The 26,100-nt window shown below is 38.5% G+C and carries 36 protein-coding genes; 13 read left to right on the top strand and 23 right to left on the bottom strand.

Features of this window, described 5'->3' with window-relative positions; translation table 11 throughout:
- Window positions 1–40: 40 nt before the first annotated feature.
- Window positions 41–1,072 carry a helix-turn-helix domain-containing protein gene (locus tag I595_RS08005; protein WP_054558908.1) on the top strand — a complete coding sequence of 344 codons (1,032 nt, stop codon included), beginning with the start codon at window positions 41–43 and terminating at the stop codon, window positions 1,070–1,072.
- A 161-nt stretch (window positions 1,073–1,233) separates the two neighbouring features.
- Window positions 1,234–1,833, top strand: coding sequence for a DUF4136 domain-containing protein (locus tag I595_RS08000; protein ID WP_054558907.1), 600 nt, complete (start codon window positions 1,234–1,236; stop codon window positions 1,831–1,833).
- 115 nt (window positions 1,834–1,948) lie between these two features.
- On the opposite strand, the gene I595_RS07995 is transcribed toward I595_RS08000, so the two are convergent.
- The 4 genes from I595_RS07995 to I595_RS07980 all read right to left on the bottom strand — a co-directional run bounded on the left by I595_RS07995 (window position 1,949) and on the right by I595_RS07980 (window position 4,136).
- Window positions 1,949–2,470 (bottom strand): DUF421 domain-containing protein, encoded by a 522-nt coding sequence (locus I595_RS07995; protein ID WP_054558906.1) that lies wholly within the window; start codon window positions 2,468–2,470, stop codon window positions 1,949–1,951.
- Between the two features lie 25 nt (window positions 2,471–2,495).
- Window positions 2,496–2,825, bottom strand: a complete 330-nt coding sequence (locus I595_RS07990; RefSeq protein ID WP_054558905.1) for a DUF3140 domain-containing protein — start codon at window positions 2,823–2,825, stop codon at window positions 2,496–2,498.
- A 17-nt stretch (window positions 2,826–2,842) separates the two neighbouring features.
- Entirely contained in the window at window positions 2,843–3,577 is a 735-nt protein-coding gene (locus I595_RS07985) for a DUF3891 family protein (protein WP_054558904.1), read from the bottom strand.
- A gap of 67 nt (window positions 3,578–3,644) precedes the next feature.
- Window positions 3,645–4,136, bottom strand: coding sequence for a Dps family protein (locus tag I595_RS07980; protein WP_217997186.1), 492 nt, complete (start codon window positions 4,134–4,136; stop codon window positions 3,645–3,647).
- Window positions 4,137–4,320: 184 nt separating this feature from the next.
- On the opposite strand from I595_RS07980, the gene I595_RS07975 reads away from it, so the two are divergent.
- The 3 genes from I595_RS07975 to I595_RS07955 all read left to right on the top strand — a co-directional run bounded on the left by I595_RS07975 (window position 4,321) and on the right by I595_RS07955 (window position 7,423).
- Window positions 4,321–5,139, top strand: a complete 819-nt coding sequence (locus I595_RS07975; RefSeq protein ID WP_054558903.1) for an SDR family oxidoreductase — start codon at window positions 4,321–4,323, stop codon at window positions 5,137–5,139.
- 85 nt (window positions 5,140–5,224) lie between these two features.
- A complete protein-coding gene (locus I595_RS07970; protein WP_054558902.1) occupies window positions 5,225–6,043 on the top strand; it encodes an SDR family NAD(P)-dependent oxidoreductase in 819 nt (272 codons plus the stop codon).
- Window positions 6,044–7,024: 981 nt separating this feature from the next.
- Window positions 7,025–7,423 carry a hypothetical protein gene (locus I595_RS07955; RefSeq protein WP_054558899.1) on the top strand — a complete coding sequence of 133 codons (399 nt, stop codon included), beginning with the start codon at window positions 7,025–7,027 and terminating at the stop codon, window positions 7,421–7,423.
- A gap of 93 nt (window positions 7,424–7,516) precedes the next feature.
- On the opposite strand, the gene I595_RS07950 is transcribed toward I595_RS07955, so the two are convergent.
- Window positions 7,517–7,957: an arsenate reductase family protein gene (locus I595_RS07950; protein ID WP_054558898.1), complete on the bottom strand. Its 441-nt coding sequence runs from the start codon at window positions 7,955–7,957 to the stop codon at window positions 7,517–7,519.
- 143 nt (window positions 7,958–8,100) lie between these two features.
- Between I595_RS07950 and cls the strand changes: the two genes are divergently transcribed.
- Both cls and I595_RS07940 read left to right on the top strand, forming a co-directional pair.
- A complete protein-coding gene (gene cls / locus I595_RS07945) occupies window positions 8,101–9,522 on the top strand; it encodes a cardiolipin synthase (protein ID WP_054558897.1) in 1,422 nt (473 codons plus the stop codon).
- A gap of 67 nt (window positions 9,523–9,589) precedes the next feature.
- Window positions 9,590–10,147 (top strand): hypothetical protein, encoded by a 558-nt coding sequence (locus tag I595_RS07940; RefSeq protein ID WP_083467538.1) that lies wholly within the window; start codon window positions 9,590–9,592, stop codon window positions 10,145–10,147.
- 57 nt (window positions 10,148–10,204) lie between these two features.
- On the opposite strand, the gene I595_RS07935 is transcribed toward I595_RS07940, so the two are convergent.
- From I595_RS07935 to I595_RS07915, 6 genes are all read right to left on the bottom strand, one after another.
- Entirely contained in the window at window positions 10,205–10,354 is a 150-nt protein-coding gene (locus tag I595_RS07935; RefSeq protein WP_157449688.1) for a hypothetical protein, read from the bottom strand.
- Between the two features lie 103 nt (window positions 10,355–10,457).
- The gene (locus I595_RS07930; RefSeq protein WP_054558894.1) at window positions 10,458–11,978 is read right to left on the bottom strand and encodes a GH3 family acyl-acid amido synthetase; all 1,521 of its coding nucleotides are present in this window, start codon (window positions 11,976–11,978) and stop codon (window positions 10,458–10,460) included.
- Window positions 11,979–11,982: 4 nt separating this feature from the next.
- The gene (locus I595_RS07925) at window positions 11,983–12,495 is read right to left on the bottom strand and encodes a pyridoxamine 5'-phosphate oxidase family protein (protein WP_054558893.1); all 513 of its coding nucleotides are present in this window, start codon (window positions 12,493–12,495) and stop codon (window positions 11,983–11,985) included.
- Window positions 12,496–12,523: 28 nt separating this feature from the next.
- Window positions 12,524–12,841, bottom strand: coding sequence for a four-helix bundle copper-binding protein (locus I595_RS17855; RefSeq protein WP_083467537.1), 318 nt, complete (start codon window positions 12,839–12,841; stop codon window positions 12,524–12,526).
- Window positions 12,842–12,853: 12 nt separating this feature from the next.
- Complete coding sequence (locus I595_RS07920; protein ID WP_054558892.1) at window positions 12,854–13,852, bottom strand: 2-hydroxyacid dehydrogenase; 999 nt, start codon at window positions 13,850–13,852, stop codon at window positions 12,854–12,856.
- A gap of 162 nt (window positions 13,853–14,014) precedes the next feature.
- Window positions 14,015–14,578, bottom strand: a complete 564-nt coding sequence (locus I595_RS07915) for a type 1 glutamine amidotransferase domain-containing protein (RefSeq protein ID WP_054558891.1) — start codon at window positions 14,576–14,578, stop codon at window positions 14,015–14,017.
- Window positions 14,579–14,931: 353 nt separating this feature from the next.
- Here I595_RS07915 and I595_RS07910 point away from each other — a divergent pair, with 353 nt between their 5' ends.
- From I595_RS07910 to I595_RS07885, 6 genes are all read left to right on the top strand, one after another.
- Window positions 14,932–15,426: a fasciclin domain-containing protein gene (locus tag I595_RS07910; RefSeq protein WP_054558890.1), complete on the top strand. Its 495-nt coding sequence runs from the start codon at window positions 14,932–14,934 to the stop codon at window positions 15,424–15,426.
- 203 nt (window positions 15,427–15,629) lie between these two features.
- Entirely contained in the window at window positions 15,630–15,833 is a 204-nt protein-coding gene (locus I595_RS07905; protein WP_054558889.1) for a hypothetical protein, read from the top strand.
- A gap of 15 nt (window positions 15,834–15,848) precedes the next feature.
- Window positions 15,849–16,064, top strand: a complete 216-nt coding sequence (locus I595_RS07900) for a hypothetical protein (RefSeq protein WP_157449687.1) — start codon at window positions 15,849–15,851, stop codon at window positions 16,062–16,064.
- A 19-nt stretch (window positions 16,065–16,083) separates the two neighbouring features.
- A complete protein-coding gene (locus I595_RS17530) occupies window positions 16,084–16,227 on the top strand; it encodes a hypothetical protein (protein WP_172675925.1) in 144 nt (47 codons plus the stop codon).
- A 488-nt stretch (window positions 16,228–16,715) separates the two neighbouring features.
- Window positions 16,716–16,934, top strand: a complete 219-nt coding sequence (locus tag I595_RS17835) for an Arm DNA-binding domain-containing protein (protein ID WP_054558886.1) — start codon at window positions 16,716–16,718, stop codon at window positions 16,932–16,934.
- A 54-nt stretch (window positions 16,935–16,988) separates the two neighbouring features.
- Window positions 16,989–17,942, top strand: coding sequence for a tyrosine-type recombinase/integrase (locus tag I595_RS07885; RefSeq protein ID WP_054558885.1), 954 nt, complete (start codon window positions 16,989–16,991; stop codon window positions 17,940–17,942).
- Window positions 17,943–18,188: 246 nt separating this feature from the next.
- Here the strand turns inward: I595_RS07885 and I595_RS07880 are convergent, their stop codons facing one another.
- From I595_RS07880 to I595_RS07830, 12 genes are all read right to left on the bottom strand, one after another.
- Window positions 18,189–18,839 carry a LysE family transporter gene (locus I595_RS07880; RefSeq protein ID WP_054558884.1) on the bottom strand — a complete coding sequence of 217 codons (651 nt, stop codon included), beginning with the start codon at window positions 18,837–18,839 and terminating at the stop codon, window positions 18,189–18,191.
- 52 nt (window positions 18,840–18,891) lie between these two features.
- Window positions 18,892–19,935: an ATP-grasp domain-containing protein gene (locus tag I595_RS07875; RefSeq protein WP_054558883.1), complete on the bottom strand. Its 1,044-nt coding sequence runs from the start codon at window positions 19,933–19,935 to the stop codon at window positions 18,892–18,894.
- Between the two features lie 2 nt (window positions 19,936–19,937).
- Window positions 19,938–20,339, bottom strand: a complete 402-nt coding sequence (locus I595_RS07870) for a DoxX family protein (RefSeq protein ID WP_054558882.1) — start codon at window positions 20,337–20,339, stop codon at window positions 19,938–19,940.
- A gap of 1 nt (window position 20,340) precedes the next feature.
- Complete coding sequence (locus I595_RS07865) at window positions 20,341–20,793, bottom strand: YHS domain-containing (seleno)protein (RefSeq protein WP_054558881.1); 453 nt, start codon at window positions 20,791–20,793, stop codon at window positions 20,341–20,343.
- Entirely contained in the window at window positions 20,756–21,430 is a 675-nt protein-coding gene (locus I595_RS07860; RefSeq protein ID WP_172675923.1) for an NRDE family protein, read from the bottom strand. Before I595_RS07860 ends, I595_RS07865 begins: the two co-directional genes overlap by 38 nt.
- Before the next feature lie 11 nt (window positions 21,431–21,441).
- Window positions 21,442–21,954, bottom strand: a complete 513-nt coding sequence (locus I595_RS17525) for a hypothetical protein (RefSeq protein WP_054558879.1) — start codon at window positions 21,952–21,954, stop codon at window positions 21,442–21,444.
- Window positions 21,955–22,005: 51 nt separating this feature from the next.
- Window positions 22,006–22,098, bottom strand: a complete 93-nt coding sequence (locus I595_RS17730) for a hypothetical protein (protein WP_262485534.1) — start codon at window positions 22,096–22,098, stop codon at window positions 22,006–22,008.
- 28 nt (window positions 22,099–22,126) lie between these two features.
- Window positions 22,127–22,825 (bottom strand): carbonic anhydrase family protein, encoded by a 699-nt coding sequence (locus I595_RS07850; RefSeq protein ID WP_245628250.1) that lies wholly within the window; start codon window positions 22,823–22,825, stop codon window positions 22,127–22,129.
- A 103-nt stretch (window positions 22,826–22,928) separates the two neighbouring features.
- Window positions 22,929–23,777 (bottom strand): AraC family transcriptional regulator, encoded by an 849-nt coding sequence (locus I595_RS07845; protein ID WP_054558878.1) that lies wholly within the window; start codon window positions 23,775–23,777, stop codon window positions 22,929–22,931.
- A 21-nt stretch (window positions 23,778–23,798) separates the two neighbouring features.
- Complete coding sequence (locus I595_RS07840; RefSeq protein WP_054558877.1) at window positions 23,799–24,608, bottom strand: hypothetical protein; 810 nt, start codon at window positions 24,606–24,608, stop codon at window positions 23,799–23,801.
- A gap of 4 nt (window positions 24,609–24,612) precedes the next feature.
- Complete coding sequence (locus tag I595_RS07835; RefSeq protein ID WP_054558876.1) at window positions 24,613–25,641, bottom strand: Rieske 2Fe-2S domain-containing protein; 1,029 nt, start codon at window positions 25,639–25,641, stop codon at window positions 24,613–24,615.
- Window positions 25,641–26,087: a hypothetical protein gene (locus tag I595_RS07830; RefSeq protein WP_054558875.1), complete on the bottom strand. Its 447-nt coding sequence runs from the start codon at window positions 26,085–26,087 to the stop codon at window positions 25,641–25,643. The genes I595_RS07835 and I595_RS07830 overlap by 1 nt, the downstream gene beginning before the upstream one ends.
- Window positions 26,088–26,100 lie beyond the last annotated feature (13 nt).

The following is a 26,100-nucleotide window of genomic DNA, read 5'->3' as shown; positions in this document are numbered from 1 at the left end:
TAAAAGAAAAATAACAATTAACCGTAAAATAAAGGACAACATGAAAACAATAGAATTAAAAACATCACACATAGAGCAATTAATAGTTCACCTTGGGAATGAACTGGGGGGAACACTGCAATCCAATGATAAAGAGTATACCTTAAAAATGGACAATGAAATGGTAGATGGGGAAATTACTGGAATGTCCATCAACAAAAATATTTCTTTCATACAGTATGATGTGATTTTTAAACAAGACACCTTACTGGTTAGAAATACGCCCGTGACCAACCCTATCTATTTTTTATACTGCGCCGGGGGCCAAGTAAGCCACAGTTTTGGATTATATGGAAAACAAAGGGCCCTCAACCAATTTCAGACCGGTATTTTTGCCAGTGAACCCAGCAAAAGTTCTTGTTTATTTTTTAGAAAGGACCAGCCCGTTCAACTCTCCAATATTATCGTGAATACGCATTCTAGCAAAGCGGAAAATGAAGCGGTCAACCTTTTACAACAGCAGCTTTTACAAACCTTTATACCTAAGGGTGACTCGGAAATCTTTGCCTATATAGGATCTTACAATTTAAAAATTGCGGAAAAAATAAAGCATTTGGAAAGCATAAAGCAACATGGCATTGTTCGCAGGCTATTGATCAAAGGTATTGCACATACCATGTTGGCCCTAGAAATAGAGCAACACAACAGAGATATGAATAATGCGGAGAACAATTACGGATCGCTCACCAGAAGTGAAATGGATACCATCCATCAACTATCGGTATTTATCCAAAATTATCCCGAGGTAAACTATAGTTTAGCCTACCTGAGCAAAAAAGGGGGTATGTCACCAGCAAAACTGCAAGAGGGCTTTAAATTGTTACATAACCGCACGGTGTCTGACTATATCCGAAACGTACGGGTAGAAACCGCTGAGAATCTAATTAAAACCACCGACCTTAACATATCTGAAATTGTCTATACGGTAGGGTTGACCAGTAGAAGTTACTTTTCCAAAATATTCAAAGAAAAATATAATTGTAGTCCTAAATATTATCAAGACCGCCAAAACCAGGTAGCTGCGACAGCATAATATATACACTCACGCATGAGCGCCCAATCCGCCCCTAACGGGCGGATTTTTTTATCCTGTGGAAGGTAAAACGTTTTATTATCAATAATTATCCCGTTATGATCAAGTGATGCTAAACTCCAGGCGTATCTTAAGGAACGTTAACTTAAAATATATGTACTATGAAAAAAATGAAATTATGGGTTTTGGGAATGGCCACATTCGCAATTGTAATTGCCTGCGGGCCTACCCTGACCACTACAAAGATGACAGAAAAAGACTTGGGCAATTACCAGAGCTTTGCCTATTTGCCCAATACAAATTTTGAAGTTCCCGACAATTTGGCCGGACAGAAAGATAAGGTTGGCAAATCAGTGATCAGGGCCATGAATGACAATATGAAAGAACTTGGGTATACCCTAAATCGCGAAAATCCGGATTTGTTGGTGTTATTGACCACTAAGTTTGATAAAGAACGTATGCGTGATGTTGACGCAGTTTATGCCACTTATCCTTATACCACAAGATATCCAGTAAGTCCCTTTTATGACCCCTATTATTACTATGGGTACAGTAATTACGGTGAATTTGTTGGGTACGATGTTGATTATTCAAATTATGAAGTAGGAACACTCATCGTAGACATCATTGACCGCAAGACCAAAAACAGACTCTGGTCAGGAACCGCTGAGGAGGCTATTTACCAAAATGACACCTCAGCAAAAATCACCCAGTATGTAGATGAAATTTTTGATGAGTATCCTGCGGTATCTTCTGACTGATTAGTATTTACAAAGCAATTAACCTGTTACGGACCACTGGTTTGTAACAGGTTTTTTTTTGTTTAAACAGTTGTTGTGATTAAAAAAAATTCAGAAAAATACAATATCGAAGAGGTTATTCCTCAATCCCTTGAATAATCCAATCCTGTATCTTTTGTTGGGTATTGGCCGAATGCAATACCGCAATATCGCCTGTTGTTTCAAAAATTACGGCACGCACTTGTGAAAGTTCCAAAACATTGGCTTCACGAAGTTTGGCCCGCAAATCTGATTCGGTAACCTTGGCTTTTTTTAAATTTTTATGGAGGACAGTCGCCCCCTTCATTAAAAACATGGGGCGATTATCCGTGATGGCCGATACCACGGGATACCTGCGTAGGTAGGCGGTACCTAATTGAAGTATATAAAGAACGGCTAGTCCGGTCATACCCTGCCAAAGACTTACCGATTTGGACAGGACCGTGGTCGCCACCATTGAACCTAAGGCAACGGTTATGGCAAAATCAAAGCTGCTCATCTTGGAAAAACTTCGTTTACCCCCTAGGCGGGTAAAAAGAATGACCGCAACGTAAGTTCCTACCGCGGTCAATGTAATGGACAACAACCCATTCAATGAAAACTCAAACCATTTGTCCATTTTTTATTTCTTTAAGGTGAACCATTCACTTACAAGGGTCGTGCCCCCAATTTTGTAGACTGTACCTCCAATCAGTTTCCCTAACATTACCTTCGGGCTCTTGTGCTTTATGCCGTTTTACATAACCGATTACCTTGTTCATGTGATCATAGTCGGCTTGGGTCAAATCTTCTTTGTTTTTTTTCTTTATCGCAATGATTTTCTTTCCACTTTTATGGCCTATGGCCTCTCCGTCGCCACTGTCTTGCCCTACGCCTTTAGATTTATCGGTCTGCAACCAATCTTCAAGCTCGCTGGGGGCCATATTGACCACATCGTTAAATTCGTTATAGATTTCTTCCTTTGATTTGGACATTTATACTAGTTAATGGATTATTCCTTTTTAAAATTCCATGAAAGCAATACCGTCTTTGCTCCCTTAAGGGCAGTCTGCAGTTCTTGGTTGTCTTTAAATTTTGCCGTTTGCAACAACAATTCCTCCACCGCTACTAGGAAATTTTCCTTTTCAAATGGCCAAGGATTGATCATCACATGCCCTTTTTCTGATTGGTAGATGTAATACGTCTTGCCCTCTATAGAGGTATTAATTTCTAAAGAACGTTGGTTGGTAGGCAAACTTTCTTTGCACAAAATCAACGAACAGCGATCACAAAATCGTAATATTTGGTAAGTAGATTGTACTTTTTTTGCCTCCAGACCATACAATTTTTGAAATTTTTGCCGGTCTTTACCAATCGTTTTTAAAAATTCCCGCATTTCCTTATCTTCCATGTCCCCATAAAGAAACTCTAAGTGGAGGGACACCAACATTGCCGTATATTTAGACTTTATGCGTGCCTTTTTATAAATTCTTTGAGCGCGTTCCGTCACCTTTTCGTTTGGAGTATTTTCTGGCACAAAATCTATGGGCACACCTATTTCATTCAAATACATTTTCTCATCAAAATTAAGTTGGTGATCGTCATGTTCAATAATGGCCGTCAAGGTTTCCAACCAATGCTCGGGACGCAAACGGTGCGCCAGTTCATTAGCTATTTTTCCGGCCAACAGACCGTGTGCCGCCTGGTATATCATGCGCCATCCTTTGTTGGACTGTTTTACGATCATAGTGTGTATTTTATATAAAAACGGCAAAGGTTTTCCTCTGCCGTTTTAGCTTTTTTACCTAATGCCACTAGTCAAAATTTTTCAACGATGAACGAAGCATCCAAGCCATCTGTTCATGCATTTGCATAATGGCAGTAATGAAATCGGCCGTACCTTCGTCGTTGTGAGCTTCAGCATTTTCACCGATACTTTTACGAATAAATGTAATGATCGTGCGATGATCTTGGAGTAATACCTCCATGAAACTGGCACTATCATTTTGTTCTGGCCCATTTTCCTTGAGCGCAGAAAGCTCCAAAAACTGTTGCATGGTTCCGGGTGAGTAAAATCCGAGCATTCTAATACGCTCTGCTACGCTGTCAATGGTTTCTTCAAGTTTGCCATATTCTTCCTCAAAGAACACATGCTTGCTGTGAAAGTCGATTCCTTCAACGTTCCAATGTGCATTACGGTACTTGGTGTACATAATATACTCATCAGCCAATAACTGCTTGAGCATATTTACCACAGCTTCACGATTATCTCCCTTGATTCCAATAGCGGTCTTCATTGTTTCCATAATATGATTTCTATTTGTGAATTATTGTCACAAGGTAGATTTACCGAGCCGCTTTGATTAACCCTGAAAGATTTTTGCTTATCGCTAAAAATTATTTGACGCAATCACTCAAAATGCTTCTCCTAAAAGGTTCGTATTCTTCTTTAGAACCTTCTTAAGATTATCTTATCCCTAAAACAAAAAAATGCAAAAACCCAACGATAGATTAGCAGGACAGACCTGCATCGTCACCGGGTCCAGTAATGGAATCGGTTCGGCCATCGCAAAGGCCATAGGACAAGAAGGTGCCAATGTGGTGGTCAATTACCACAGTGACAAAGAAGGCGCCGAAGAAACGGCAGATTGGATTGCAAAAAATTCCAATTGCGGAGAAGCCTTGGTGATTGGTGGTGATGTGAGCAAAGAAGCCGATGTTTCTGAACTTTTTAAAAAGACCGTAGCTGAGTTTGGCACGGTGCATATCAGCATAGGCAACGCCGGACTTCAACAAGATCATGCACTTCACGAAATGAAATTGGAAGACTGGCAGCAGGTCATTGATGTGAACCTCACCGGACAATTTCTGACCGCCCGAGCTGCCATTAAAGAATTTTTGAAAAGGGGAATGCGCCCAGAGCTATCAAATGCGTTGGGAAAAATCATTTGCATAAGTAGCGTTCATGAAGTGATACCATGGGCCGGTCGTGCCAATTACGCTACATCCAAAGGGGGGCTCAAAATGCTTATGCAGAGTATATGCCAAGAATATGCGCCAAAGAAGATAAGGTGCAATAGTATTGCCCCTGGAGCGATAAAAACCGATATCAACAAAGATGTCTGGAGTACCGAAGAGGGAAAGAAAAAAATGCTCAAATTGATACCTTATGGTAGAATTGGCGAACCCTCCGATATTGGCAGCGTTGCCAGTTGGTTAGCTTCCGATGAATCTGATTACATCAACGGCACTACCCTATTTGTAGATGGGGGAATGACCTGCTACCCGGGTTTTACACAGAACGGCTAGCCAGATATTCTGGCCAGTAGGCCCAATAAAATAACCAAACCATGACTAACTAAGAAAATCGCACAATACAATAATAGATAATGCTATGGATTTACAAATAGAAGGAAAAACAGCACTGATTACCGGAGGCGACTCGGGTATTGGGATGGAAACTGCAAAATTTCTAATACATGAAGGAGTCAACATCGTATTAACTGACAAGGAAGAAGGCCAAGCGCTGATCGATGCGGCCCAAGATGTGAAAAAGCGCAGTAGACATGGAGCCGAGGTGATAACCATGGGGTGTGATATCTCAGACAACAAAGAGGTTTTGCGTCTGGCCGAAAAAGTAGTTAGAAAATTTGGGGGTGCCCATATCATATTTCATTCTGCCGGAGCCAGGGGTGCGGCGGGGGATTTTCTGGAGTTGACCGATGATGATTGGATGAAGACCATTGAAGTTGATTTAATGGGAGCCGTTAGGGTCGCCAGGGCCTTTATTCCCCAAATGCAGAAATTAGGATGGGGCCGTATGATTCTCGTAGCTTCCGAAAATGCCTTTCAGCCCTATGATGAAGAAAGCCCATACAATGCTTGCAAAGCGGGGATCATAAATCTGTCCAAATGTTTGTCGCGATCATATTCCAAAGAAAACATTCTTTTTAATTGTATCTCTCCGGCGTTTATTGAGACACCAATGACCGATGCCATGATGGAAGAACTGGCCAAAGAAAAAAATAGCTCCATGGAAGAAGCTGTACAATGGTTTGCCCAAAACAAACGGCCTCACATTGCCATGCAACGTCGTGGCAAACCCGAAGAGGTTGCATCGGTGGTGGCATTTCTCTGTTCAGAACACGCCAGTTACATCAATGGAAGCAACATACGTATCGACGGCGGTTCGGTAGCATCAGCCTTCGGATAAACAGCGATATGGCATCTCGATAATTGGGTCATGGCTCTTCTTCGGCCAACAATTCAATCAGAAAAAACGGTTGACTGCATCCATGCCAAGTATTGTTGTGATATAACCCATTGTGCATTTTGATGAAAATTCGTCGATTCGAGTGATTTTTTGATACGAAGTATCGGAAAATAGTATCGAGAATCAGAATTTTAGCCATGGAACCTTGTTCTCGATACTTTTTCTTCCAGAAAAAACTCCAACTGGCGGTTTTAAATCTAAAAAGCATTCAAAATGCACAACGGGTTGATGTACTTTCTTCGTTTTAAAATTTTCAATAAAAATCAACCAATAGAAAGGTGGAAAAATAGTTTCACAACGTTCGATGGAAACGGAAAACGATTTTAAAAATCCTCAACTTCACCGAAACATGGCGGTTACCGCAAAAATCTTTATTGGGGTAGGGAGCATGGTCGGACCCGGTATCTTTATCTTTCCAGGAATTGACGGTAGTTATGCTCAAATATGCGTAGCGCTTGTTTCATCCAGAAAATATCCGTTTTCAGGGGATGGTCCAGGGTACCAAGCTCCAAAAACCATATTGCTTCCTACTCTGGGTATTTGGGCTGTATCTTTTTGTTGTTTTCCATGAACGGAAGTACCATTAGTGCCGGTCTATCGGTAGCCCTACTGGCTGCCTTTTATTACCTGGCATCTAGTACATATTCACAGCACAAAAATGTAGAAAAGTCAAAGCAATCCCATCGGCAGAACCCAACTATAGTGTTGCATTAATAACGCCCCTAAAGGCTAAACAAATTCTAAGTAAAGCCCTAGCAGCTCAAAAGCATACTTTGAAAATACTAAATAATGTTAATACTTTCATTTTTAAGGAATTTTTCGCACAATTAGAAAGGGCTTTTTTTTTAGTTTTGCGCCTTTTTTAAGAATAACGGACGCTTTACTTTGAACAAAAGACAGGCGTAATCAATGCTTTAAATTATGGTCATAACCAATATCAATCCTGTCGGGAATTTTGATTGCTGGAGCCCAAAAACGCTATTGGAAGTACATCAAAATCAAATTAGTGAAGAAATAGGAAGACCCTTGTTCGAGAACAAGGAATTTAAATTATGGCAAATTAACCTGAAGCCAGGCGAAAGGCTTCCCTTTAGACGGCACAGCAAAACTTATAGCTGCAATTGTTTGACAGATGGCCTACTGTTGTCCAGAAATGTAAATGGTGCCATTGATATGATACGATTTGACCGAGGTGAAACCTATTTTCGCGAATGCTACCAAGAAGCCATCCACGATTTAGAAAATATTGGTGATGTTGAGGTACAAATCACCATCGTCGAGGAAAAATTAAGATGTATGGAGACAGCGGCCCAGTTTTAAAAAACGCGATTGATAAAACGCGTGGTTCGCTAAATATTTTTGCCCCAATAGTACATTCCCAAACTCTTTTGAAGTAGTTTACTACCTTTTCTACTAGGCACTGTCTTTATCTGTAAACTGGTCGCTCAACGGTTTTTTATCAATACCTGCACTATCGGGTTCCAGATACTCCTTGAATTGGGCAGCGCTTTTGATCTGTAGGTAGGTTTCACCATCAATCAATATAGGAAATTTAAGCAGCTGCGGTTCATGCCCTAGTACTTTTAGCCAGTCATGCTCTTGCATTCTTGGCGATTCTTTCCCATAGGTATTGATGAATTCTGGATGTTCCGTATTGATAAGTTCAGAAACGTTGGTATTTAAGCCATTGGCCAATTCTGTCCACTGTGTACCGGTAACATTGGTCTTTGCAATGTCCACCTCATGTAATTTTTTGTTGGAAGCTTGCACATAGGCCAAGGTTTGCTCCCCTATAGACGTTCCAGAATGATAGTAAATGGTCAATTTTCTATTGTTTTTTGCAATCACACCCATATCTTTAAGTTAGTTGGCAAATTAATTTTTTATCATTGTTTCAATTGTCGTTATCCGATTCTTTACTGCCCCAATTGCTCCGGATTACCATTTGTAGCTCACTGATTCTTTATCTTGCAAATTAAGACAAAAGGGAAAAATAAATGAATACGTTCTGGTGGATTCTATATGCGGTACTGACGCTCTGGTGCATTATCAGCATTATACTTCACGGCAGCCGACCCACGAAATCGTTAAGTTGGTTGTTGGCCATTTTGTTATTGCCTTTTGCTGGACCCATCTTGTATTACCTTTTTGGAGTTAATCGTAGAAAGTTCAAATTCTTTCGCCTCAAACAGACCGAAAAACGAAAACTGTTTGATGAAAAATACAAAGACTTAAGTGAACAAGCCAATCGGAAGGAACCTGAACAAGTCAAAGTGGCGAAACTTGCCAAGTTGATTGAGAGCAGTACCTTTTTGACTCCTTATGACGGTAACAAGGTCACCGTGCTCAATGGGGGGGCGGAAACCTTCGAAAGTATTTTTGAGGCCTTGCAAAAGGCGCAAAAATTCATTCATCTGCAATACTATATTTTTTCTGAGGGTGAGCTGACCGAACGTTTTTTTGAACTGTTCAAGAAAAAAATAGCAGAAGGGGTTGAAGTACGTCTGATTTACGATTCGTTCGGCAGTTATTCCTTCCGGGGGAAATTCAAAAAAAAGTTCCAAGAGATTGGCGTTCAGGTGTACCCAATGATGCCCATTCGCTTTGGCAACCTCCTTTTCACCTTAAATTATAGAAACCATCGAAAAATACTGATCATGGATGGACATGTCGGCTTTACGGGTGGGGTCAATGTCAGTGATAAATACATTAAACCCATTTCGGATCTCGGAATCTGGGAGGATTTGCACGTAAAAATTGAAGGTCCGGCAGTGAACAGCCTTCATCGAATATTTATGAAGGATTATCATTTTGCCAGTGATGAAGACCTTTTGATGAGCAAGACCTATTTTCCAGATGTCGAACCTCGAGGTAGCCATATTGTACAAATTGCCGCCGCGGGTCCCGATTCAAAACAACCGGCCATCATGCAGCAATATATTGCCATGGTCAATTCTGCCGAAAAATACATTTGTATTGCCAATCCTTATTTTATACCAGGTACTTCTATACTACAGGCTTTGATAATTGCTGCACTAAGTGGTATTGAGGTTAGATTGTTGGTTCCCGAAAAATCAGATTCGCGCATGGCCAAATTCAGTATGTTCTCTCGATTTGAACAATTACTGGAAGTAGGAGTGAAAATACACCTTAGACCTGATTTTTCACACAGCAAGATGATTATAGTTGATGGCGAAATTGCATCTGTAGGATCGGGAAATTTTGACTATCGCAGTTTTGAGCATAATTTTGAGACCAATGCACTGCTCTATGATGGCGAATTGACTGAACAGATCAAAGCCGAATTCGATCGTATTTGTTCCAATTGCAATAGGCTGGATTATAAAACATTTAAAAACAGGCCCCTATGGCAACGATTTATGGAAGGCATGGCCAAATTTTTCAGCCCATTGTTATAACAGCTATTCAAGCACAAAAAGAGTGAATTATTTAATTCTAATACTATTCATGATAAGCGTAAAATCAATGAGCGCACAACACCTTATACCCCAAGCTATTGAAAAAGAGGCCAAAATGGCATTGTCCTTTTATCCTAAGCTTAAGGATACCCCAATCGAGTTTCGTTTCAAAGACGGCATCAAAAAATCGACCATGCTGGCCCAGCCCGTTTTTTGGAGCCTATTTAAGTCGCGTCAAAAAAGAAAATACCTGATTTTAATTGACCCCTATATTGAAATTTCAGGAAAGAAATTCAAAACCATTGATGTGGACAAAGAAATTGTGATTGGATGGCTGGGCCACGAACTGGGCCATATCAGGGATTATCAAAACCGCAGTAGCGTAAATCTTATCTGGTTCGGCATACGCTATCTATTTTCTGACAGTTACATCAAAGAAGCGGAGCGTGCAGCCGACACCTACGCGGTTGCCTCAGGCATGGAGGACTATATCTTAAAAACAAAAGCCTTCATATTGAATCAAGCCGATATATCGGACACCTATAAGCAACGAATCAAGAAATACTACTTGTCTCCCGATGAAATTATGGTTTTGGTCAAAGAGCGTGAAGAGGGCAGTGATTAGGCAGCAATTATTTTAAATCAAACCACCAATACCTAAAGCTACCCCCCCCTCATCTTTCTATTCATTCTCGCCCACCATATTATCATTTATCCTAAAATTATTGCCATTTTTCTTTGAAGATTTCTCGGATTTTTTTTGACCCTTGTCCTCGGCTCCACCATTGTTCATTTTTGCTATTTCTGACTTTTTACTTTTTTTATCACTCATTTCTTTCTTTTTTAAATCATTATAATACATTTTCTATCATTACATGGTAATACCTTGGTGTCCTTATTTGAACCAAAAAGGTTACTTATTGTGGCATATACAATCAAGTAGATTTCACAAAGGTTTCCCACTCAGAAAAACGTTCTTCACCCATGACGCGTTCCATCTTTACCTGACCGCCCTTTTTTTTGTTCTTTCCGCTCCACTCGTGAAAAACGTTCGGAGAAACGGTCTTAACCTTTACACCTTCCAATGCTTTGGAACGGGCCACTTTGTAGTTTTTATTGGCATTCTTCAGAAAGGCATCCAATACTCTGGCCAGTTCGTTGTCATCAGTTTCGGATTCGGTGCCCAAATACCAACAATGATAAAAGTCCTTCCCGATGCGCTTGGCACATAAAGTATATTCTGGAATCTCAACGTCAAACTGCTTTTCAAGATGCTGAACGGCATCATCGAGTTTCGCTACCGACAGTTGCGAACCAACGGTATTCAAAAAAAATTTGGTACGGCCGGTTATCTTTATTTCTGCACGTTCGATATCAGTGAATTCTATGGTATCTCCGATTAGATAGCGCCAAGCTCCTGCAACCGTACTAATGACCAGAACATAATCTTGGTCCAGTTCTACCTCTGCCAGGGTCAATGATGGTGAATTTTGCTTTAGTGAACCATCGGTATTGATGTATTCCGGTTTAAAGGGTACAAATTCAAAATAAATGCCGTTGTTCGTAATCAGTTTCATGGCATCGGTATCCGGTCGTTGCTGAAAAGCGATAAAACCTTCGGAAGCCAAATAGGTGTCAATAACGGTAACGGGTTTTCCCAACAGGGCATTGAAACTCTTTTCATAGGGCCCAAAGGCCACTCCACCCGAAGTATAGACCTGAAGGTTGGGCCATATGTCATGTATGTGGTTCAATTTGTGATGCGCTATAACTTTTTGGAGCATTAGTTCCATCCATGAAGGAATACCGCTCAATGCACCGATATCCCATTCAGGGGCCTTTTCGGCAATGCGCTTTACACGTCGGTCCCAGTCATCAATTTGTGCGATTTCCTTTCCGGGCTTATAATATCCTTGAAACCAAAACGGAATATTACTGGCACTGATACCGCTTATCTCACCTTCTAAAGCTTCATTGTTTTCGTCAAGGTCGGTTGAGCTGCCCAGCATGAGAATTTCTTTCTCAAAGAAGTCAGCGGGTAAATTGAAATTGCGAAGTGCAAGAACTTGTTGGATTCCCGCCTTACGAATGGACTTTACCATAGCGTCGGTGACGGGTATTCTTTTGCTTGTTTTTCCGGTAGTGCCAGAGCTCAATGCAAAATAATCGGGACTATCTGGCCAAGTAACATTCTCTTCGCCCGCCTGAACCCAGTGCCACCAGTTTTTGGTAATTTGGTCATAGTCAAAAAAAGGAACTTTTGCCCTAAAATCCTTTTCAATCGTATCGGATTCCAATAGGCCTTTGAAATCATATTTTTTACCAAATTTAGTATCCTGAGCGGTACGCAACAAATCCATGAGCACCGATTGCTGGTCTTTCGACGCATCAAATTGCAGGGAAACCATATCCGTAGCGTGGATGACCCCCTTGATGATATTTCCTAATATCGCCATTGAATCAATGTTGTTGTAGATTAATATGCCCTTTTTCGCCCATTTCTGAATGATTTCCGGTACGCGCCGTCTCATTTAAATGGTAGAGGGAGACCAACTTATTCTGGTCGCTGTTCCAATAGTAGGCACTTTCCATATTGATATTCAAAAGCGCCAAATTCGGATCTTCCTTACCACTGAACCAAGCCCGCAACATTGGGTTCCAAAGTCGATCCAATTTTTTTACATCAATAACTTGGGTTGCATTGCCATAAATGGATAGGTACTGCTGTTGATTTTCGTTCACTAACAATAATTGAACACGGTTATCCCGTTCAATATCCTTAAAATGGTCACTGTCTTTGGGCGTAAAAAACCAAAGGTCGCCTTTATCGTCCATTTCTTGTAAAGTCATTGGGCAAACTGAAAAAGGAATCTTTTCCAAATTTGTGGCCATCATAAACACCCGAGCACTTCCTAGTAATTGTCGTACTTTATGTATACCCTTTCCTTCTTTTGTATAATCTGTTTTTTTCATCGTACTGTATTTTAAAATTAGAACTTCTTTAGGCGGCATGTTTTCTGCATTCTTCTGCACAGACCAAACATGAAGCTGCGCAAACCTTGCAATGTTCATGTTCGTGCTGGTTGCACTGTTGGGCGCACCATTCGCACACCTCTGCACATAGCCCACAATATGCCTTGCTGAAGGCACTGTCGGAAACCATGAACTTTATGCAGACCAAACAGGCCTCGATACACTGTATGCAACATTGTGGACAATCGTTCATACTTTCTTTTCCGGCCATTTCTGCCAAACAATTTTGACAGTCGATAAAACACTGCTGGCAGGCCTTGATACAGCTCTCATAATTTGCTACCATGATTTCTATTATTTACTGGTGATGTTCAATTTTATTTTCTGGGATTCGGCCTTTCGCGAAATCGCTGATGTTTTTCATGGTCGTCTCAGCAATTTCTTTCAAAGCGGTCTCTGTCAAAAACGCCTGATGTGCCGTAACCACAACATTTTTAAAGGTCAATAAGCGGGCAAACAGGTCATCTTTGAAAACTTCTTCGGAATGGTCTTCGTAAAAAAACCCTTTCTCATGCTCGTAAACATCCATTCCAAAACCTCCTATTTTTTCTGATTTAATACCATCGATTACGGCCTGGGTATCAACTAATGCACCACGACCAGCATTGATCAAGATGACCCCGTTCTTCATTTTTTCAATGGCCGCTGAATCAATGATGTGCTTTGTGCCCTCGTTCAATGGTAGATTAAGGGAAATGGCATCCGCTTGGGCGAACACCTCGTTTAGTTCAACATAGTTGACATTTTTCATTTCAGCTACCTTGTCATTGACTTCTGCATCATAAGCCAATAGGGTACACCCAAATCCGTTGAGTATTTTAATTAAGCTGCAACCGATATTACCCGTTCCTAGAACACCAATCGTTTTTTTGTTGATTTCCGACCCGGTCAATCCCCTGAGCGAAAAATCATAGGTGCGAATGCGCTCATACGATGGTATCAACTTTCGCGAAAGGGCCAGCAATAGAGCCATACAATGCTCGGCAATGGCTTGTGGGGAATATTCAGGAACGTGGACCACCCTAACTCCCCATTCCTTGGCGGATTTTAAGTCAATATGATTGAACCCGGCAGAACGGGTCGTTATTAATTCAACACCAAATTCGGCTAATTTGGCAATCACTTCTTTTGAGGCCTCATCGGAAGAAAAAACGGCCACCACATCACAATTCTTGGCCTGCCCAACGGTTTGGATGTTCAACTTTTCGGAAACAAAATGTAACTCGTGACCGTCGTCATTGGCCTCACGCAAAAAAGGAATCTCAAACTCATGTGCACTGTATACCGCTATTTTCATTTAGATTTATCGTTTTGGTAAAGTTCTTGAGAAACATACACTGCCATTGACCGTATTAAAACTGTTGTTGATGCAAACCAACATAATTCAAAAAACCGATGTGCCACTGGGCACATCGGTTACCAACCACTACCACATCATGGAAAACCATGAATCTTAAAATTATGCGTTCACCTCTTGTTCTTCGTGCTTGCCCTCTTTGGTTTCTTCGATGACCTTGTCAATAAATGCCGGCAAATCATTGGGGTTTCTGCTCGTGACCAAACCTTCGTCGACCACAACTTCTTCATCGACCCAATTCGCTCCAGCATTCACCACATCGTCCTTTATGCTGTGATATGAAGTTACCCTTCTATTTTCTATCACATTGGCACTGATGAGCAACCAAGGGGCGTGACATATGGCAGCGACGGGCTTGCTGTTTTTAAAAAAATCGCGTACAAATTCTAGGGCACCCTCATTGGTGCGCAGGCTATCGGGGTTGGCCACTCCACCAGGTAGCACCAATGAATGATATTCGGCCTCGTTGGCATTTTCTACCAATTTGTCGACCTTTACGGCTTCTCCCCAATTGTTTTCATCCCAACTTTTTATACTTCCTTCTTTGGTGGAAATTATATCCACTTGGGCCCCCTCGTTCCTCAAAGCATTCAAAGGCTCAAAAAGTTCTGATTTCTCAAATCCATCCGTAGCCAATATGGCTATTCTTTTATTTTCCAGTTTCATATTAAAAGTTTTTACGATTTATAGGCAATAGATGAACTATTCACCTATTGTTCTCAAAGTTAATTTCTAAGATGCCCGATGGCGTGCTGTATCCGTTTGATTATAAACTGATATGATGGCGGTACCTGTTTAAGCAACAAGAATCTCGCCTTGTTGTAATTGAGCTAAGATTTAAAGGCTTTGCATCATTCCCATCCTCAAATCCAAGTTACTTTGGCAGAAAAAGAAAAACAATGCACAAGAATTTTCCGAAATCACTGATGGTCTTGATAATAGTTGGACTTGTAACGATTTCATGTAACCGCACCAAAAAAACTGAAATCTCACGGTCCGTTGACGATAAAACTCCGATTATGGAAGAAGAACTATTAGGGTTGAAGCCCGATTTTACTTTGGATGATGCCCGATCGGTACTCGGTATTTTAAGTGGACGAACGGAATTTGACACCTTTCATAAATCACTGAAATCAGCTGGTATGGCCACAAAGCTTGACAGTATTGATGAGTTGACCGTTTTTGCCCCTACCAATGAAGCTTTTAATCGTATCACCGAGGCCAAATTGGCAAATTTGCAAACTCCGGCTGGGACGGATGAAATGAAGCATTTATTGAACTATCATTTGATTGTGGAAGAATATGATTTGGAAACCCTCATATCCACTATACGTCTGAATGAAAATATTTTAAGATTGAAGACCTTAAATGGAGGCTATGTTGCATTGACCCTAGAAGATGGCAAAGTCTTCATTAATGACGAAACCGGATTTCAATCCAAACTGACAATATTTGATCTGGAAGCTAAAAACGGGGTGGTACATGGCATCGAAAGTGTTCTGCTACCGCAGTAAAAGTTTTTGATTAGGGTTCAAACAAGATGTTACCGCTATTTCGCCAATGTTCGATGCTAACCATAATTGTGCTTTTTGTAATAAGTGGCTGTTATCAAACCACTAAAAGGAAACAAAACAATAGGTTCGCAGCAACGGATACGTTGTAAAAGGACCTTAAGAATACCGTATCAACTGACATGGTACCGAGCAATTTTTATTCCATGGGAGATGTCATTCGGAGGAATCCAAAATTTCAACCGCTCGATGTTATTTTGGTCGATGATGGTCTATTAGAAACATTTGAGGATTTTCAGGGCGCAACGTTTTTTGCACCAGTTGATTCCATTCAATACCGCAAGGCCAATCAGAAATTTAGGGTTCTTGAATCTTCTGAAAAAAATGACCATCGTTGGATTTTGGCTTAGGTGGTGCCAACAGCATTGAGCGAAGCAGATAGAATTGCTTTGATTACAATTACTGAAACACCTCTAAAATTAAAGACCTTAAATGGAGCAGGGCGTAAACTATTTTCCAAGGACGATAGGCTTTATGTCAAAGATTTTAATAACGAGAAGTTTACCATCACAATAGCGAATCAGAACGCTACCAATGATATCGACTATGGAATAGTCAGAAACAATGAAAATATTTATTAACTATTAAATCATACCTATTATGGGAATTATTAAAGATAAAAGGAAGTTTAAACGAAAAAAAGAACAGAGTGACCCTACCAATCCGACGGGCAATGTGAATATCGATACCAACAAATTCGATATCGAAAAGGATACCATTAGAGATCAGCAGAACAAACAATAGCGTTCATATGATTTATAGAAAGGGAGCCATACTCGTGTGTGCTCCCCTTTTTTCTCCATACGTTTCACATAGCTGCGGGCATCCCTTTTCTACCCTGCTACCCGTGCCTCGCTCAGGACAGGCTTCTCGCCCAGAAAACGCAGAAACAAAAAAAGCCCCTCGACTTCTCGAAAGGCTTTCCGTACCAATGCTCCCCCTCTTGGGCTCCCTTCGGCTCGTGCCTCGCTCAGGACAGGCTTCTCGCCCAGAAAACGCAGAAACCAAAAAAAGCCCCTCGACTTCTCGAAAGGCTTTCCGTAGCAATGCTCCCCCTCTTGGGCTCGAACCAAGGACCCTCTGATTAACAGCGTCGCCAAATGGGGTATAAGCAAATTTTAAAAATTACATATTTTATTGAATATCAAGTATTTAATAATTCTTGTAGTCAAATCAAATCAATTGAAACCAAGTTTTTGCGTGCAAATTGCGTGCAAATTTTTTTATAACTTATGTTCATGAACACGAGTATAAAACTAAGTTTGGACACCCGTAGAATGACCCAAAATGGATGTTTTCCTATTATTTTGAGGCTTACCCATTTCAGAAAAACTACTTCGATAAAAACAGGCCATTATGTGCCAGAGGAATATTGGGATAATCACAGATGCAAAGTAAAAAGAAATTTTCCAGATGTTGATTCGGTTCACTTGTTGAATACCCTTTTATAAAAAAAACAACTCAAGGCACAAGAAGTAATTAATAGACTGGCCGATAATGACCAATTGGACAGACTTACCGCAAAAGATATTGCCGATAAAATCGTTAATAGAAAAAGGTTAAACTCGTTCTACGAGTTCGGTCTTCAAAAGGCTGAAGAGCTTATAAGAGAAAAAAGGATTGGCACCTCCAGAAACTATTCCGGAATTATAGGAAGACTAAAGGTGTTTACCAATAACCGAGATTTAAAATTCAATGAACTCAATCTTGAATTCCTAAAACGGTTTGAAAGGCACCATTTATCGAAACCAGGCAATACCATTAATGGAATTGCATCATATATGAGAACGATAAAGGCCATTTATAATAAAGGAATCAAGGAGGGCATGGTGGATGAAGTTCTATATTCTTTTAAATACTATACAATCAAAACCAAGCCGACTGAAAAAAGAGCTATTAAGATTGAAAACATAAAGAAAATACTTGAAATGAAAACTGAGATAGGTTCCAATTTTTTTCACTATCGTAATTATTTTATTCTTTCCTATCTTATGTTGGGTATGTCCTTTATTGATATGGCATTTCTAAAAAGAGATAATATAATCGATGGTCGTGTTAAATTCCAAAGACGGAAAACAGGAAAGCGCTATGATATAATCATTACAAATCAGATTAAACCCATAATTCAATACTATCTGGAAAATCCTAATCCATCTGGTTTTTTATTACCTATAATCTATAGGGACACAATAGAGTTACAATACAAAGATGCTCAATGGGAACTTAGAAGATATAATGTTGGGCTGAAAGAAATAGCTAAAAAGTGTGGTATTGAAGAACGTTTGACCTCCTATGTATCCAGACATAGTTTTGCAACACATGCTATGTTCAAAAAAGTTCCTTTAGAGGCAATTTCCGCTATGATGGGTCACAATAAGTTAAGTACAACACAAATTTACCTCAAGTCCTTACCAAACAACATACTCGATTCCTATCAGTTAGAATTGAACTCCTTATAAATTGATTATAAACCTTTCTTCTAAATATCTATCGGCAATAGGAAAAATAATATCCAATTTTCTGTAGTTCCATAAAACGTTCGTTTTGTAGGGCTACATAAAAGAAATAAGAAAATCTTTAAAGAAGTTCAATTCACTGATTTTCAATTAACGGCGCTTAATAAGCGAGAAGTTTAATGCTTTCACTAGCAATTAATTAAACAACTAGTCGACAACTTTATTCAAAAAATTACATGAAACCTAAAATTAAGAGTAAGCTAATTTAGTAACCTGAAAAATTGAAATACAAATCAATAAAACCCCTATTACTCTATTGATAGTGGTCGTAATGTTTTTTACTCTTACCCTTAACATATAACTAAATCTACCGTACCCATAAAGTGTTATTACTTTTCCTAAAAAAGCACCAGCAAAAAACAAAACCAGAAGCGTGTATTCAATGTCCATAGTTAGGTGAACCATATGCTTATTCAAAAAAGTAATTACTAGTATCCAAAAAACCAATACAGATGGATTAACTAAACCTAAGACGAATCCTAAAAGTTGCTTTGAAATGTGAAATCTTCTTTTTTTAATGTAAATACATTCTTCATTTACATCTTTTACACATTCTTTTCTGCCTTTAACAAATATGATTCCAACAATCAGTAGAATGATTACGATTGTATATTGTATCCATATATTCATATAGATAAAAAGTTCTATTTGGGTATTAAAATTGATGGCAATTAAAATGAGAAGTAACTCTGCTAGCGCCGCAGTGAAAACAATCTTCATTGCGTTCTGTAAATTTTCTTTTATGGTTGTATTAATTACAGCAACATTGGTCGTTCCAAGTGGCAAAGCACCAATTAAAGCTGCTGCAAGTCCAATTAGAAAATAACTTATGAATGTCATATAGTATAGTTTTGGCAAATATGGGTTTTACTTATATCCTTACGGAAATTCATTAAGAATAAAGCTTTGTCTTATAAGACGCGTACAAATCCCATTTTGCTCTGGCCTTACGGTAAGTCGGTTTTTCAATACCCTTTTCAAAATTTATTGCGGCAATTTTTGCTGCTACACGCCAAGTAAAACATAAGTCTTTCCAAGCCTTAAAAACACTTGTATTGGAATCATAAATATGTGTAGGTTCTCCTCCTACCCCATTTACCTCAAGGATTTTATAATCCCCCTCTTTTTTAAGTGCTTCAATTGATGCCACCTTAATGTCAAACCTTCCAAAGTAAAATTCCTTCATACTATGGCTTAAATTATCAAACACTTCCAATAAAGCATCATCGACCAAATCATTACCGTTGATGAATTTGGTTCCTCTATTATGGTTTCCTATCTCTTCTAGAGTAAGGACCACTCCCTTTGGGATAACAGAATTCCATATTTTGCTAAACTTTTTGCAAAGGATGTCTTTTTGTAAAAGAGCACGAGGATTCTGATAGACCAATTCAGCAAGTGAATGATTTCCATCGCCTGTTATCTTTAGAAATGCTTTTACAGTTACCGAAGGAATGTGCCCTTTGATTTCATTCGGGTATCTGTAGTAAAAAATCCCTACCTCTAAAGGGGCTTCAATATATTCTTGAATAATATAATCAACGCGCAAATCAGTCAAAGCTGCTTTGAGCATGTCAATATTGTCAATTTTACTAACTTTTAATCCTCTAAAACCAATATCTGGTTTAAGTATTATTGGAAAATTGATGTTAGCACTCTTCATGCTTTCAAATAGCTCACTGTCAGAAACGGTAGTATTTACGAATAACATTTTTGGCCTATATGCCTCAGGAACAAGCTGTAGCGTTTTGAACTTGGAATCACTTAGGATAAAACCATCAATGGCTGGGTTTGTGCTTAAAAAGAAGAATAAATTTTTTGTTTTTATAGCGAGCCATGTATGTTGAATCCAAACCGGAATATAGAAAAACCAACTAGGCCAATATTCCACATTGAATAGTTTAATATACCAAGGTTTATATTTTAATGAAAGCATCCTCAGCTTCTAACTTTTTTAAGGTACTCCATTAAAACGTTTCTCTTGATTACAATAACGATAAGACAGCAAATGAAAGTAACTAGCGCTAGTATAAACAGGGTTCCACCGTCATTATTAACAACAATACCGAGCACTAACAGATGCTGCCCAATAGCACCTATCATTACCCCTAGGCCTAATATAGCACCTATTAGAGAGGTTTTTCTATAAAACAATAATAAGGCGATGATTAGTTCAATTACACCAGACCCTATTCGAAGGTATGGCTCTCCGCCAATCTCTGTAAAAATATGAACGCTATCTGGATGGCCAGTAAATTTGAAATACAGGGTTTGTATAAAAATAATGGCAGCAATAAAAGCTGCTGCTCTTTCCAAATAATAGATTTTTTTATTTTTCATTTTATAAAAGTTCTTTCCAATTTGTATTCGCTTTTTTCAAAAGATTGGTTTCATCTTTATTCCACTTTTTTAAGGTATTGTTGAAATAGGCGTTGTAAAAAAGATATAGCTTCCCGTTTACAATCTTATAAGTTTCAGGGTCTATATCAACTAGCTCTCCTCTAGCCCCCATAGCATAGGCACAATAACCACCAAACTCTGGAATATACTTTTCAGGATTCGCGTTGAAGGCAGTTAAATTAGTTTCCGTGTGAAATTGATAGGTAGCGCCTTTGTATCTCTTAGTAATAGAAGCCTTGCCTTCTAAAGGCTTTTCATTAAAATAGCTGACTATATCATAGCCCTGTACCATGATACCATCTTCCATATTAAATATTGAACTTTTCGTTGTGTCTTGCGCTAAAAGGGAGATTCCACTAACTGCAAATAAGAGAAAGAGAATTGGATGTTTCATTGGTATTATCTTTTAAAACATATTTTAAACTTGATTTTTGCCCGTTATAAATTACTTGAGTAATGCTCACCGTTTGTAAGGTTGAGTGATTCAATATAAACGGGGTGACCTTATCTTTGCCATGCACTTGAAGAATTTGCTCTATACTGCTTCCACTTCTGCTCATTTCTTCGAAGAAATACGCCTCTTTTTTACCATGTTCATCGGAATTGTATAAGGTAACAGACGACCATAGATGGTACTCATTAACTGATGGCCGATCAATATGCTTTTGAACACCATCCCAGACAAGCTTTTGAATACCATGGGGTTCTATCAACAAGAGCGTAAAAGGTTCGATGCCTTCTAAAAAAATAGATTTTACATAGGTATTAAAGTCTTTGGCATTAAAAGCATCCAAAACAATTTGACCTCTACTTTTTCTATAAGTGAGTTCAGGTTTGTGTTTTAAAAACGCTCCATTGAGCAAGCACGCGGTTCTCCCATCTTCATCGGTTGCGATCCACGATCCCCCTTTTAAAACATCGAGAGGGCTGTAAATGACCGTGCCATTTTTTAAATGAATTCTATTCGGAACTTTGGTTTGGCGAGCGGGATTCTCGTCTCTATTAGAGGTGAGCACGTACCCTACATCCAAAGGCACGTAACTTACTGTACACATAACTTTCTATTTCTTATTGTAGATGCTGCAATACCAAAATCATCTGATATTTCAACTTTAGATTCCAAGGATTGTATCCCTATTTTAATAATAGCCAAATGGTGTACAAGGTGCTCAATATTGTATAGAAGTTCCCTGAAAAACGTGCTTTGTACTGAAACTGCTTTACTTACTTGACCGGTACCATAATCAGCAGAGAGTTTTATCTCAAAGTCCTTTTGATGTTTTTTCATCTGATTCAACAGGTTTTCGATAGTCAAGGCACATTTTTCAGTACTTATCTCAATCTTTCCATCTCTCTTTCGATTATCGTAGTTTAAATGTTTCGAATTGGCGCATTCAAACAAACACATGTAGAATTCCAGAATGTGTCTTACATGTCCACCTATCGTTGCGTTGTTTAGTACGGTTAGGGTTTCCGATAGTTGATTATCCGTAAGGTTTTCTACCAGCTTCTTTAGTTGGTTTAAGTGATTAATCGTAATTGTCGTTATAGTCATTATTGCCTAAAGTGTTATCCGTTATTTATCGAGCTAATTTGTAGATTATGATTATTGCTTTGTATATATCTTAACTTTTCTTCCGTTAAGGGCTTGTTCAGTTCTATAATTATTCTTGGGCATTAAGACCTTTAATTTGTTTATCTGTTCTTTTGAGATTGTAATAGGGTTTTTAAATATATACCAACTTACATTTTGGGTTCAAGGTGGTGTTGGTTAGCGAGCCTTTATGCATGTAATAGGTTTTATCCTCAGGTAAATTCATGCTAAGATTAAAACCAGTATTAATTTGCTTTGTTTGTCCCATTTTAATCGGCAAGTATTTTTCAAGAAAGTCAAAAGGTTCACTATTGGCACCTTCGGGCGCCATAATGGCTAAAACAGCAATTTTTTTTTCATCACCAATGTGCACCAAAGGCATTTCTAAAGGGTAACGCACACCATTTATGGTATGTTCGGAGGCTTCGTGAAAGTGAAACTGGGCCAATTCGTACTTTTGATTATTAACCCTAATATAATCTCCCGCCTCAAAGTTATATTGAATAGAATGACCATTATTGGTTATCTGATGCAGCTTAACATTGCTGGAATAATGAAAACTCATCGGACTTAAAGAAGGGTCTTTTGTTACATCAAAATCAATGATGTCAATTGGGGATTGTTGATCACCGTTACAATCAGATTGTTTCTCGAGTTCGGCCCGATGTTCGGGCCCTGTCTCGCCCATATAAGACCAATGCTTGTCATCCTTGTTCTCTTGAACTTTATTGTCTTCTAATACCTGTGTTTTTGTGTTCGGCTTTTTTTGCTTTTCCTGACAGGAACATATGATAAGAAAAGCTGAAATTAATATTGCCTTGTAAATTTTCATTTATTCAACAGTTTTCTTCAATGAATTACTCAACAAAATCAAATTTAGTTTGAAACCATGTTCTATAACATGTAGATTATCCTGAAGTCCTTGTATATTGTTCTTATTCAGCTTTGGACCTTGCCGCTTTTCTGAATTCAATTGGGGTTTTACCTACTTGATTTTTAAAAAACTTTGAAAAATGACCAGACTCCTTGTAGCCTAGTTCATAGGATATCTCTTCGGATGTTTTATCAGAGTATAACAACAGACGTTTTGCTTCTAAAAGAATCCGTTCATTGATAAAAGTAAGTGCTGTTTTGTCGCTATATTTTTTAAAAAGACTGGATAATGTTTTTGGAGATTTATTTAACATTTTAGCATATTCAGAGACTTGGTGCTTTTCTTTAAAATTGTCATCGACCAACACATTAAACCGGCGAATTAAGTCAACTTTAAAATCAGGCAATTCTGGATTTGGCATTGTATTTCTTGCTAAACGTGTTGATTTGATCAACATTCGTTTTAGAACAACGCGCAGCATCTCTCCCTGCACATGATCTTTGGTGATAAACTCCTCTATCATGATTTGATTCATCATTATATAGCTATTGGAGTCCTTCTCATTTAAAGAAATAACCCTCGGCTGACTCGAACCATAAAATAATAATCCATAACAAGATACCTCATAATCATGGTCTCGAATACAGTAGAATTCGCGATTAAAAACATAAGAAATGCAACCCGTCTGACCTATCTCCATGGTAACCTTATCAGATGGTGTACAAAAAATTAATTGGCCTTTATTTAAAATGAGATCATACCCGTCCACATTTAGACGAACATCATTATCTAAAGCCCACATAAATTTATAATACCCTTTTTTCTTGAGTAACGGCAAGGAATCTTTACAGCAAAAATCTGCAATATGGAAACTTCCCTTATCTAATTCGTTTAAATAGCTTAAAAACATTGTGAAGCGAACGCTGTTTGATTATTGCATACTAATATCATAATATATGTTTGATGGGGTATCTAATAATTTTATGTTAGACACATCTATCTTAAAAGTGTACCAATCCTCATTTTTCTCAACAACGCCTTTAATTTCTGAAGGTTTACCAACAAAAGGTAATATGTCTTTATGAATTGGGTTTCCCTTGATATCCGTCAATAAATAATATTCGGATAAATTATTGGCATCTGTAGCAACCAAAACAGGTGGTATACCTCCTGAAATACAAAGGACCGCACAACTGCGATGAATTTTACCATTACCTGGTTTCATAACGCCGAAATAGCATTTTGGGTCTACAACCTCACCTTCCAAAGTCATCTCGCTTAGTAATTCATTTTTCGGAATATTAAATGCAGTCTGTGCTTCCAAGAAAACTTTTTCTTTATCGGTAATTTGGATTAGTGTTTTCCCATTGTAATAAATGAGATTTCCTTCTATCGATATTTTTTTTCCATTCAAATCACCTACCTCAGACTTTAGTTCTTTTAAATATGGATTGACGCTTAATTTTCCAAATCCTAACAAGAGGACATTTTTATAGGTGTTTTCGGCAAGCTGTACCCGAAGCATCGGGTAGGGATTCTCATGATAAATACCAATAATCTTTGTGTCTGAAGACAATTCAAATGAACTATTTTTGAACTCTTTTTGAGATAGTGCAAACACCAATGCTGCACCAACAATAAAAAGTATGGCAGCAAAAACAAATTTCTTGAGCCTGTTCTTTGTTTTTTCTCCCAAACTACCTTCTATGTACGAAACGTAAAACTCGTCATTTTTCTTCATGGCTTTAATAGTTACAGGGTTCTACTTCGGTTCCTTCTTCAAAAGCTTCTTGATGTATATAAACCATTTCATCAGCCACCTTTAATTGATAAGTTGCAACCTTTTCAGTAAATGGTGGTGGCGATTGTCCGTTATGTGGCAAATATTGGTATCCGTGCCATGGGCAAGTTACACAACCATCAATTATTTTACCTTCACCTAAAGGCCCACCCTGATGTTTACAAACATTGTTTATGGCGGACAGCTTTCCGTCATACTTAAATATAGCGACTCGTTCATTTGCAATGGTAAAAATCTTGGCTCTATCTTCTTCAATTTCAGAAATCTTGCACACTTCTAACCATCCTTCTTTTTCAACTGTATTTTCAACATCAACCTTACGCTCTTTATACGCTGCAACTAAATGCAATAGAGCTACAATAAGAAAACCCAAAATCAAAATACCGATAGTGAATGGTGATGTTTCTTGCTGAAATGCCCCTAAAAAAACATGTGATATTATCAGCGCATAGGCTATATACACCATCATATGCAGTCTTTTCCACACTTTGGCAGACAAATTGCCCAAAAAGAAATCGTGACTTGTTGATGCCATCACAAATAGGATCAGCAGCGCTAAAAAACCTAAAACCTGAAAAGGGAAATTTGTGAGTGAGCCATAGTCCATATTAGAAGTAAAAACAGCATAAATCGGATTCACATTTCCCAAACTATGGAATTGTATTATCGCGAAAACACCATGAACCAGGGCCGCTATAAACATGCTTACTCCTAAGTGTCTTCTGTTATATAGTATCGGTAAAAATTTACTATCTAATCTGCATAATGGTCCAATTACCAATATAATGTGCAGCATGACAATGGCTAAGGAACCAAACGCTCTTAGAATAAGGGTTTCTACTGTTGTCTCTGGATTAAGAACTACTGTAAGTACGGCAAATGCTACAAGATAAATTAGCATGCCAAGCACAATTATTTTATCGTAGTTTTTTTTGTAATTGTTCCAAAGAACTACTTTATAAGAAAGTCCCATTAAAAATTAGTTTTGGTGATTAAACTATCTTTTATCTCATCATAAACCATAATGTTCTTAGGGGTATTTTTGACGTCAAATTGATATTTTCCAGGGGTAGTCAATTGGCCTAAAACCATTTTCACATTATTACCATCAATTGCATAGACTGCAGAAGAAGCATTTTTCAATGGTTTCTTTAAAATCAATTCTATATCATTCTGATAAAAAGCTACCTTAAAGATTTCATTTTCGAAATCTGGTTTTGCGTTTTTCTTGGTAAACTCTTCAGTAGTGATTTGCACTGTATTTGTATCTGTAAATTGCAGGTCCTTTATAGCAAAAACAATGATTATAGGAATACCTACTACTAAAATCAGCCAAATATATCGATGTGCTTTTCGTAATCCCGAAGTCATAATTAAAGCGTTTTTGATTTGAATATTTTTCCAATAAGTAAAGGCCATGTTGCTATGACAC

Origin of the sequence: Croceitalea dokdonensis DOKDO 023, assembly GCF_001306415.1 — a bacterium.
Lineage (GTDB): Bacteria > Bacteroidota > Bacteroidia > Flavobacteriales > Flavobacteriaceae > Croceitalea > Croceitalea dokdonensis.
This window is presented reverse-complemented; position numbering and strand designations above follow the sequence as displayed.

What these genes read in the sequence shown, in the direction of transcription:
- I595_RS07880 (WP_054558884.1), bottom strand. Translation starts at nt 18,839, where the DNA reads ATGACATTCATAAGTTATTTTCTAATTGGACTTGCAGCAGCTTTAATT.
- I595_RS07845 (WP_054558878.1), bottom strand. Translation starts at nt 23,777, where the DNA reads ATGTTTTTAAGCTATTTAAACGAATTAGATAAGGGAAGTTTCCATATT.
- I595_RS07915 (WP_054558891.1), bottom strand. Translation starts at nt 14,578, where the DNA reads ATGAAACTGGAAAATAAAAGAATAGCCATATTGGCTACGGATGGATTT.
- I595_RS07995 (WP_054558906.1), bottom strand. Translation starts at nt 2,470, where the DNA reads ATGGACAAATGGTTTGAGTTTTCATTGAATGGGTTGTTGTCCATTACA.
- I595_RS07955 (WP_054558899.1), top strand. Translation starts at nt 7,025, where the DNA reads ATGGTCATAACCAATATCAATCCTGTCGGGAATTTTGATTGCTGGAGC.
- I595_RS07870 (WP_054558882.1), bottom strand. Translation starts at nt 20,339, where the DNA reads ATGAAAAATAAAAAAATCTATTATTTGGAAAGAGCAGCAGCTTTTATT.
- I595_RS07985 (WP_054558904.1), bottom strand. Translation starts at nt 3,577, where the DNA reads ATGATCGTAAAACAGTCCAACAAAGGATGGCGCATGATATACCAGGCG.
- I595_RS07940 (WP_083467538.1), top strand. Translation starts at nt 9,590, where the DNA reads ATGAGCGCACAACACCTTATACCCCAAGCTATTGAAAAAGAGGCCAAA.
- I595_RS17855 (WP_083467537.1), bottom strand. Translation starts at nt 12,841, where the DNA reads ATGGTAGCAAATTATGAGAGCTGTATCAAGGCCTGCCAGCAGTGTTTT.
- I595_RS07865 (WP_054558881.1), bottom strand. Translation starts at nt 20,793, where the DNA reads ATGAAACATCCAATTCTCTTTCTCTTATTTGCAGTTAGTGGAATCTCC.
- I595_RS07920 (WP_054558892.1), bottom strand. Translation starts at nt 13,852, where the DNA reads ATGAAAATAGCGGTATACAGTGCACATGAGTTTGAGATTCCTTTTTTG.
- I595_RS07840 (WP_054558877.1), bottom strand. Translation starts at nt 24,608, where the DNA reads ATGAAGAAAAATGACGAGTTTTACGTTTCGTACATAGAAGGTAGTTTG.
- I595_RS07975 (WP_054558903.1), top strand. Translation starts at nt 4,321, where the DNA reads ATGCAAAAACCCAACGATAGATTAGCAGGACAGACCTGCATCGTCACC.
- I595_RS08000 (WP_054558907.1), top strand. Translation starts at nt 1,234, where the DNA reads ATGAAAAAAATGAAATTATGGGTTTTGGGAATGGCCACATTCGCAATT.
- I595_RS07950 (WP_054558898.1), bottom strand. Translation starts at nt 7,957, where the DNA reads ATGGGTGTGATTGCAAAAAACAATAGAAAATTGACCATTTACTATCAT.
- I595_RS07905 (WP_054558889.1), top strand. Translation starts at nt 15,630, where the DNA reads ATGGGAGATGTCATTCGGAGGAATCCAAAATTTCAACCGCTCGATGTT.
- I595_RS07835 (WP_054558876.1), bottom strand. Translation starts at nt 25,641, where the DNA reads ATGGGACTTTCTTATAAAGTAGTTCTTTGGAACAATTACAAAAAAAAC.
- I595_RS07935 (WP_157449688.1), bottom strand. Translation starts at nt 10,354, where the DNA reads ATGAGTGATAAAAAAAGTAAAAAGTCAGAAATAGCAAAAATGAACAAT.
- I595_RS07850 (WP_245628250.1), bottom strand. Translation starts at nt 22,825, where the DNA reads ATGAAAATTTACAAGGCAATATTAATTTCAGCTTTTCTTATCATATGT.
- I595_RS07930 (WP_054558894.1), bottom strand. Translation starts at nt 11,978, where the DNA reads ATGGCGATATTAGGAAATATCATCAAGGGGGTCATCCACGCTACGGAT.
- I595_RS07925 (WP_054558893.1), bottom strand. Translation starts at nt 12,495, where the DNA reads ATGAAAAAAACAGATTATACAAAAGAAGGAAAGGGTATACATAAAGTA.
- I595_RS07980 (WP_217997186.1), bottom strand. Translation starts at nt 4,136, where the DNA reads ATGGAAACAATGAAGACCGCTATTGGAATCAAGGGAGATAATCGTGAA.
- I595_RS08005 (WP_054558908.1), top strand. Translation starts at nt 41, where the DNA reads ATGAAAACAATAGAATTAAAAACATCACACATAGAGCAATTAATAGTT.
- cls (WP_054558897.1), top strand. Translation starts at nt 8,101, where the DNA reads ATGAATACGTTCTGGTGGATTCTATATGCGGTACTGACGCTCTGGTGC.
- I595_RS17525 (WP_054558879.1), bottom strand. Translation starts at nt 21,954, where the DNA reads ATGACTATAACGACAATTACGATTAATCACTTAAACCAACTAAAGAAG.
- I595_RS07830 (WP_054558875.1), bottom strand. Translation starts at nt 26,087, where the DNA reads ATGGCCTTTACTTATTGGAAAAATATTCAAATCAAAAACGCTTTAATT.
- I595_RS17530 (WP_172675925.1), top strand. Translation starts at nt 16,084, where the DNA reads ATGGGAATTATTAAAGATAAAAGGAAGTTTAAACGAAAAAAAGAACAG.
- I595_RS07970 (WP_054558902.1), top strand. Translation starts at nt 5,225, where the DNA reads ATGGATTTACAAATAGAAGGAAAAACAGCACTGATTACCGGAGGCGAC.
- I595_RS17835 (WP_054558886.1), top strand. Translation starts at nt 16,716, where the DNA reads ATGTTCATGAACACGAGTATAAAACTAAGTTTGGACACCCGTAGAATG.
- I595_RS07910 (WP_054558890.1), top strand. Translation starts at nt 14,932, where the DNA reads ATGGAAGAAGAACTATTAGGGTTGAAGCCCGATTTTACTTTGGATGAT.
- I595_RS07990 (WP_054558905.1), bottom strand. Translation starts at nt 2,825, where the DNA reads ATGTCCAAATCAAAGGAAGAAATCTATAACGAATTTAACGATGTGGTC.
- I595_RS07875 (WP_054558883.1), bottom strand. Translation starts at nt 19,935, where the DNA reads ATGCTTTCATTAAAATATAAACCTTGGTATATTAAACTATTCAATGTG.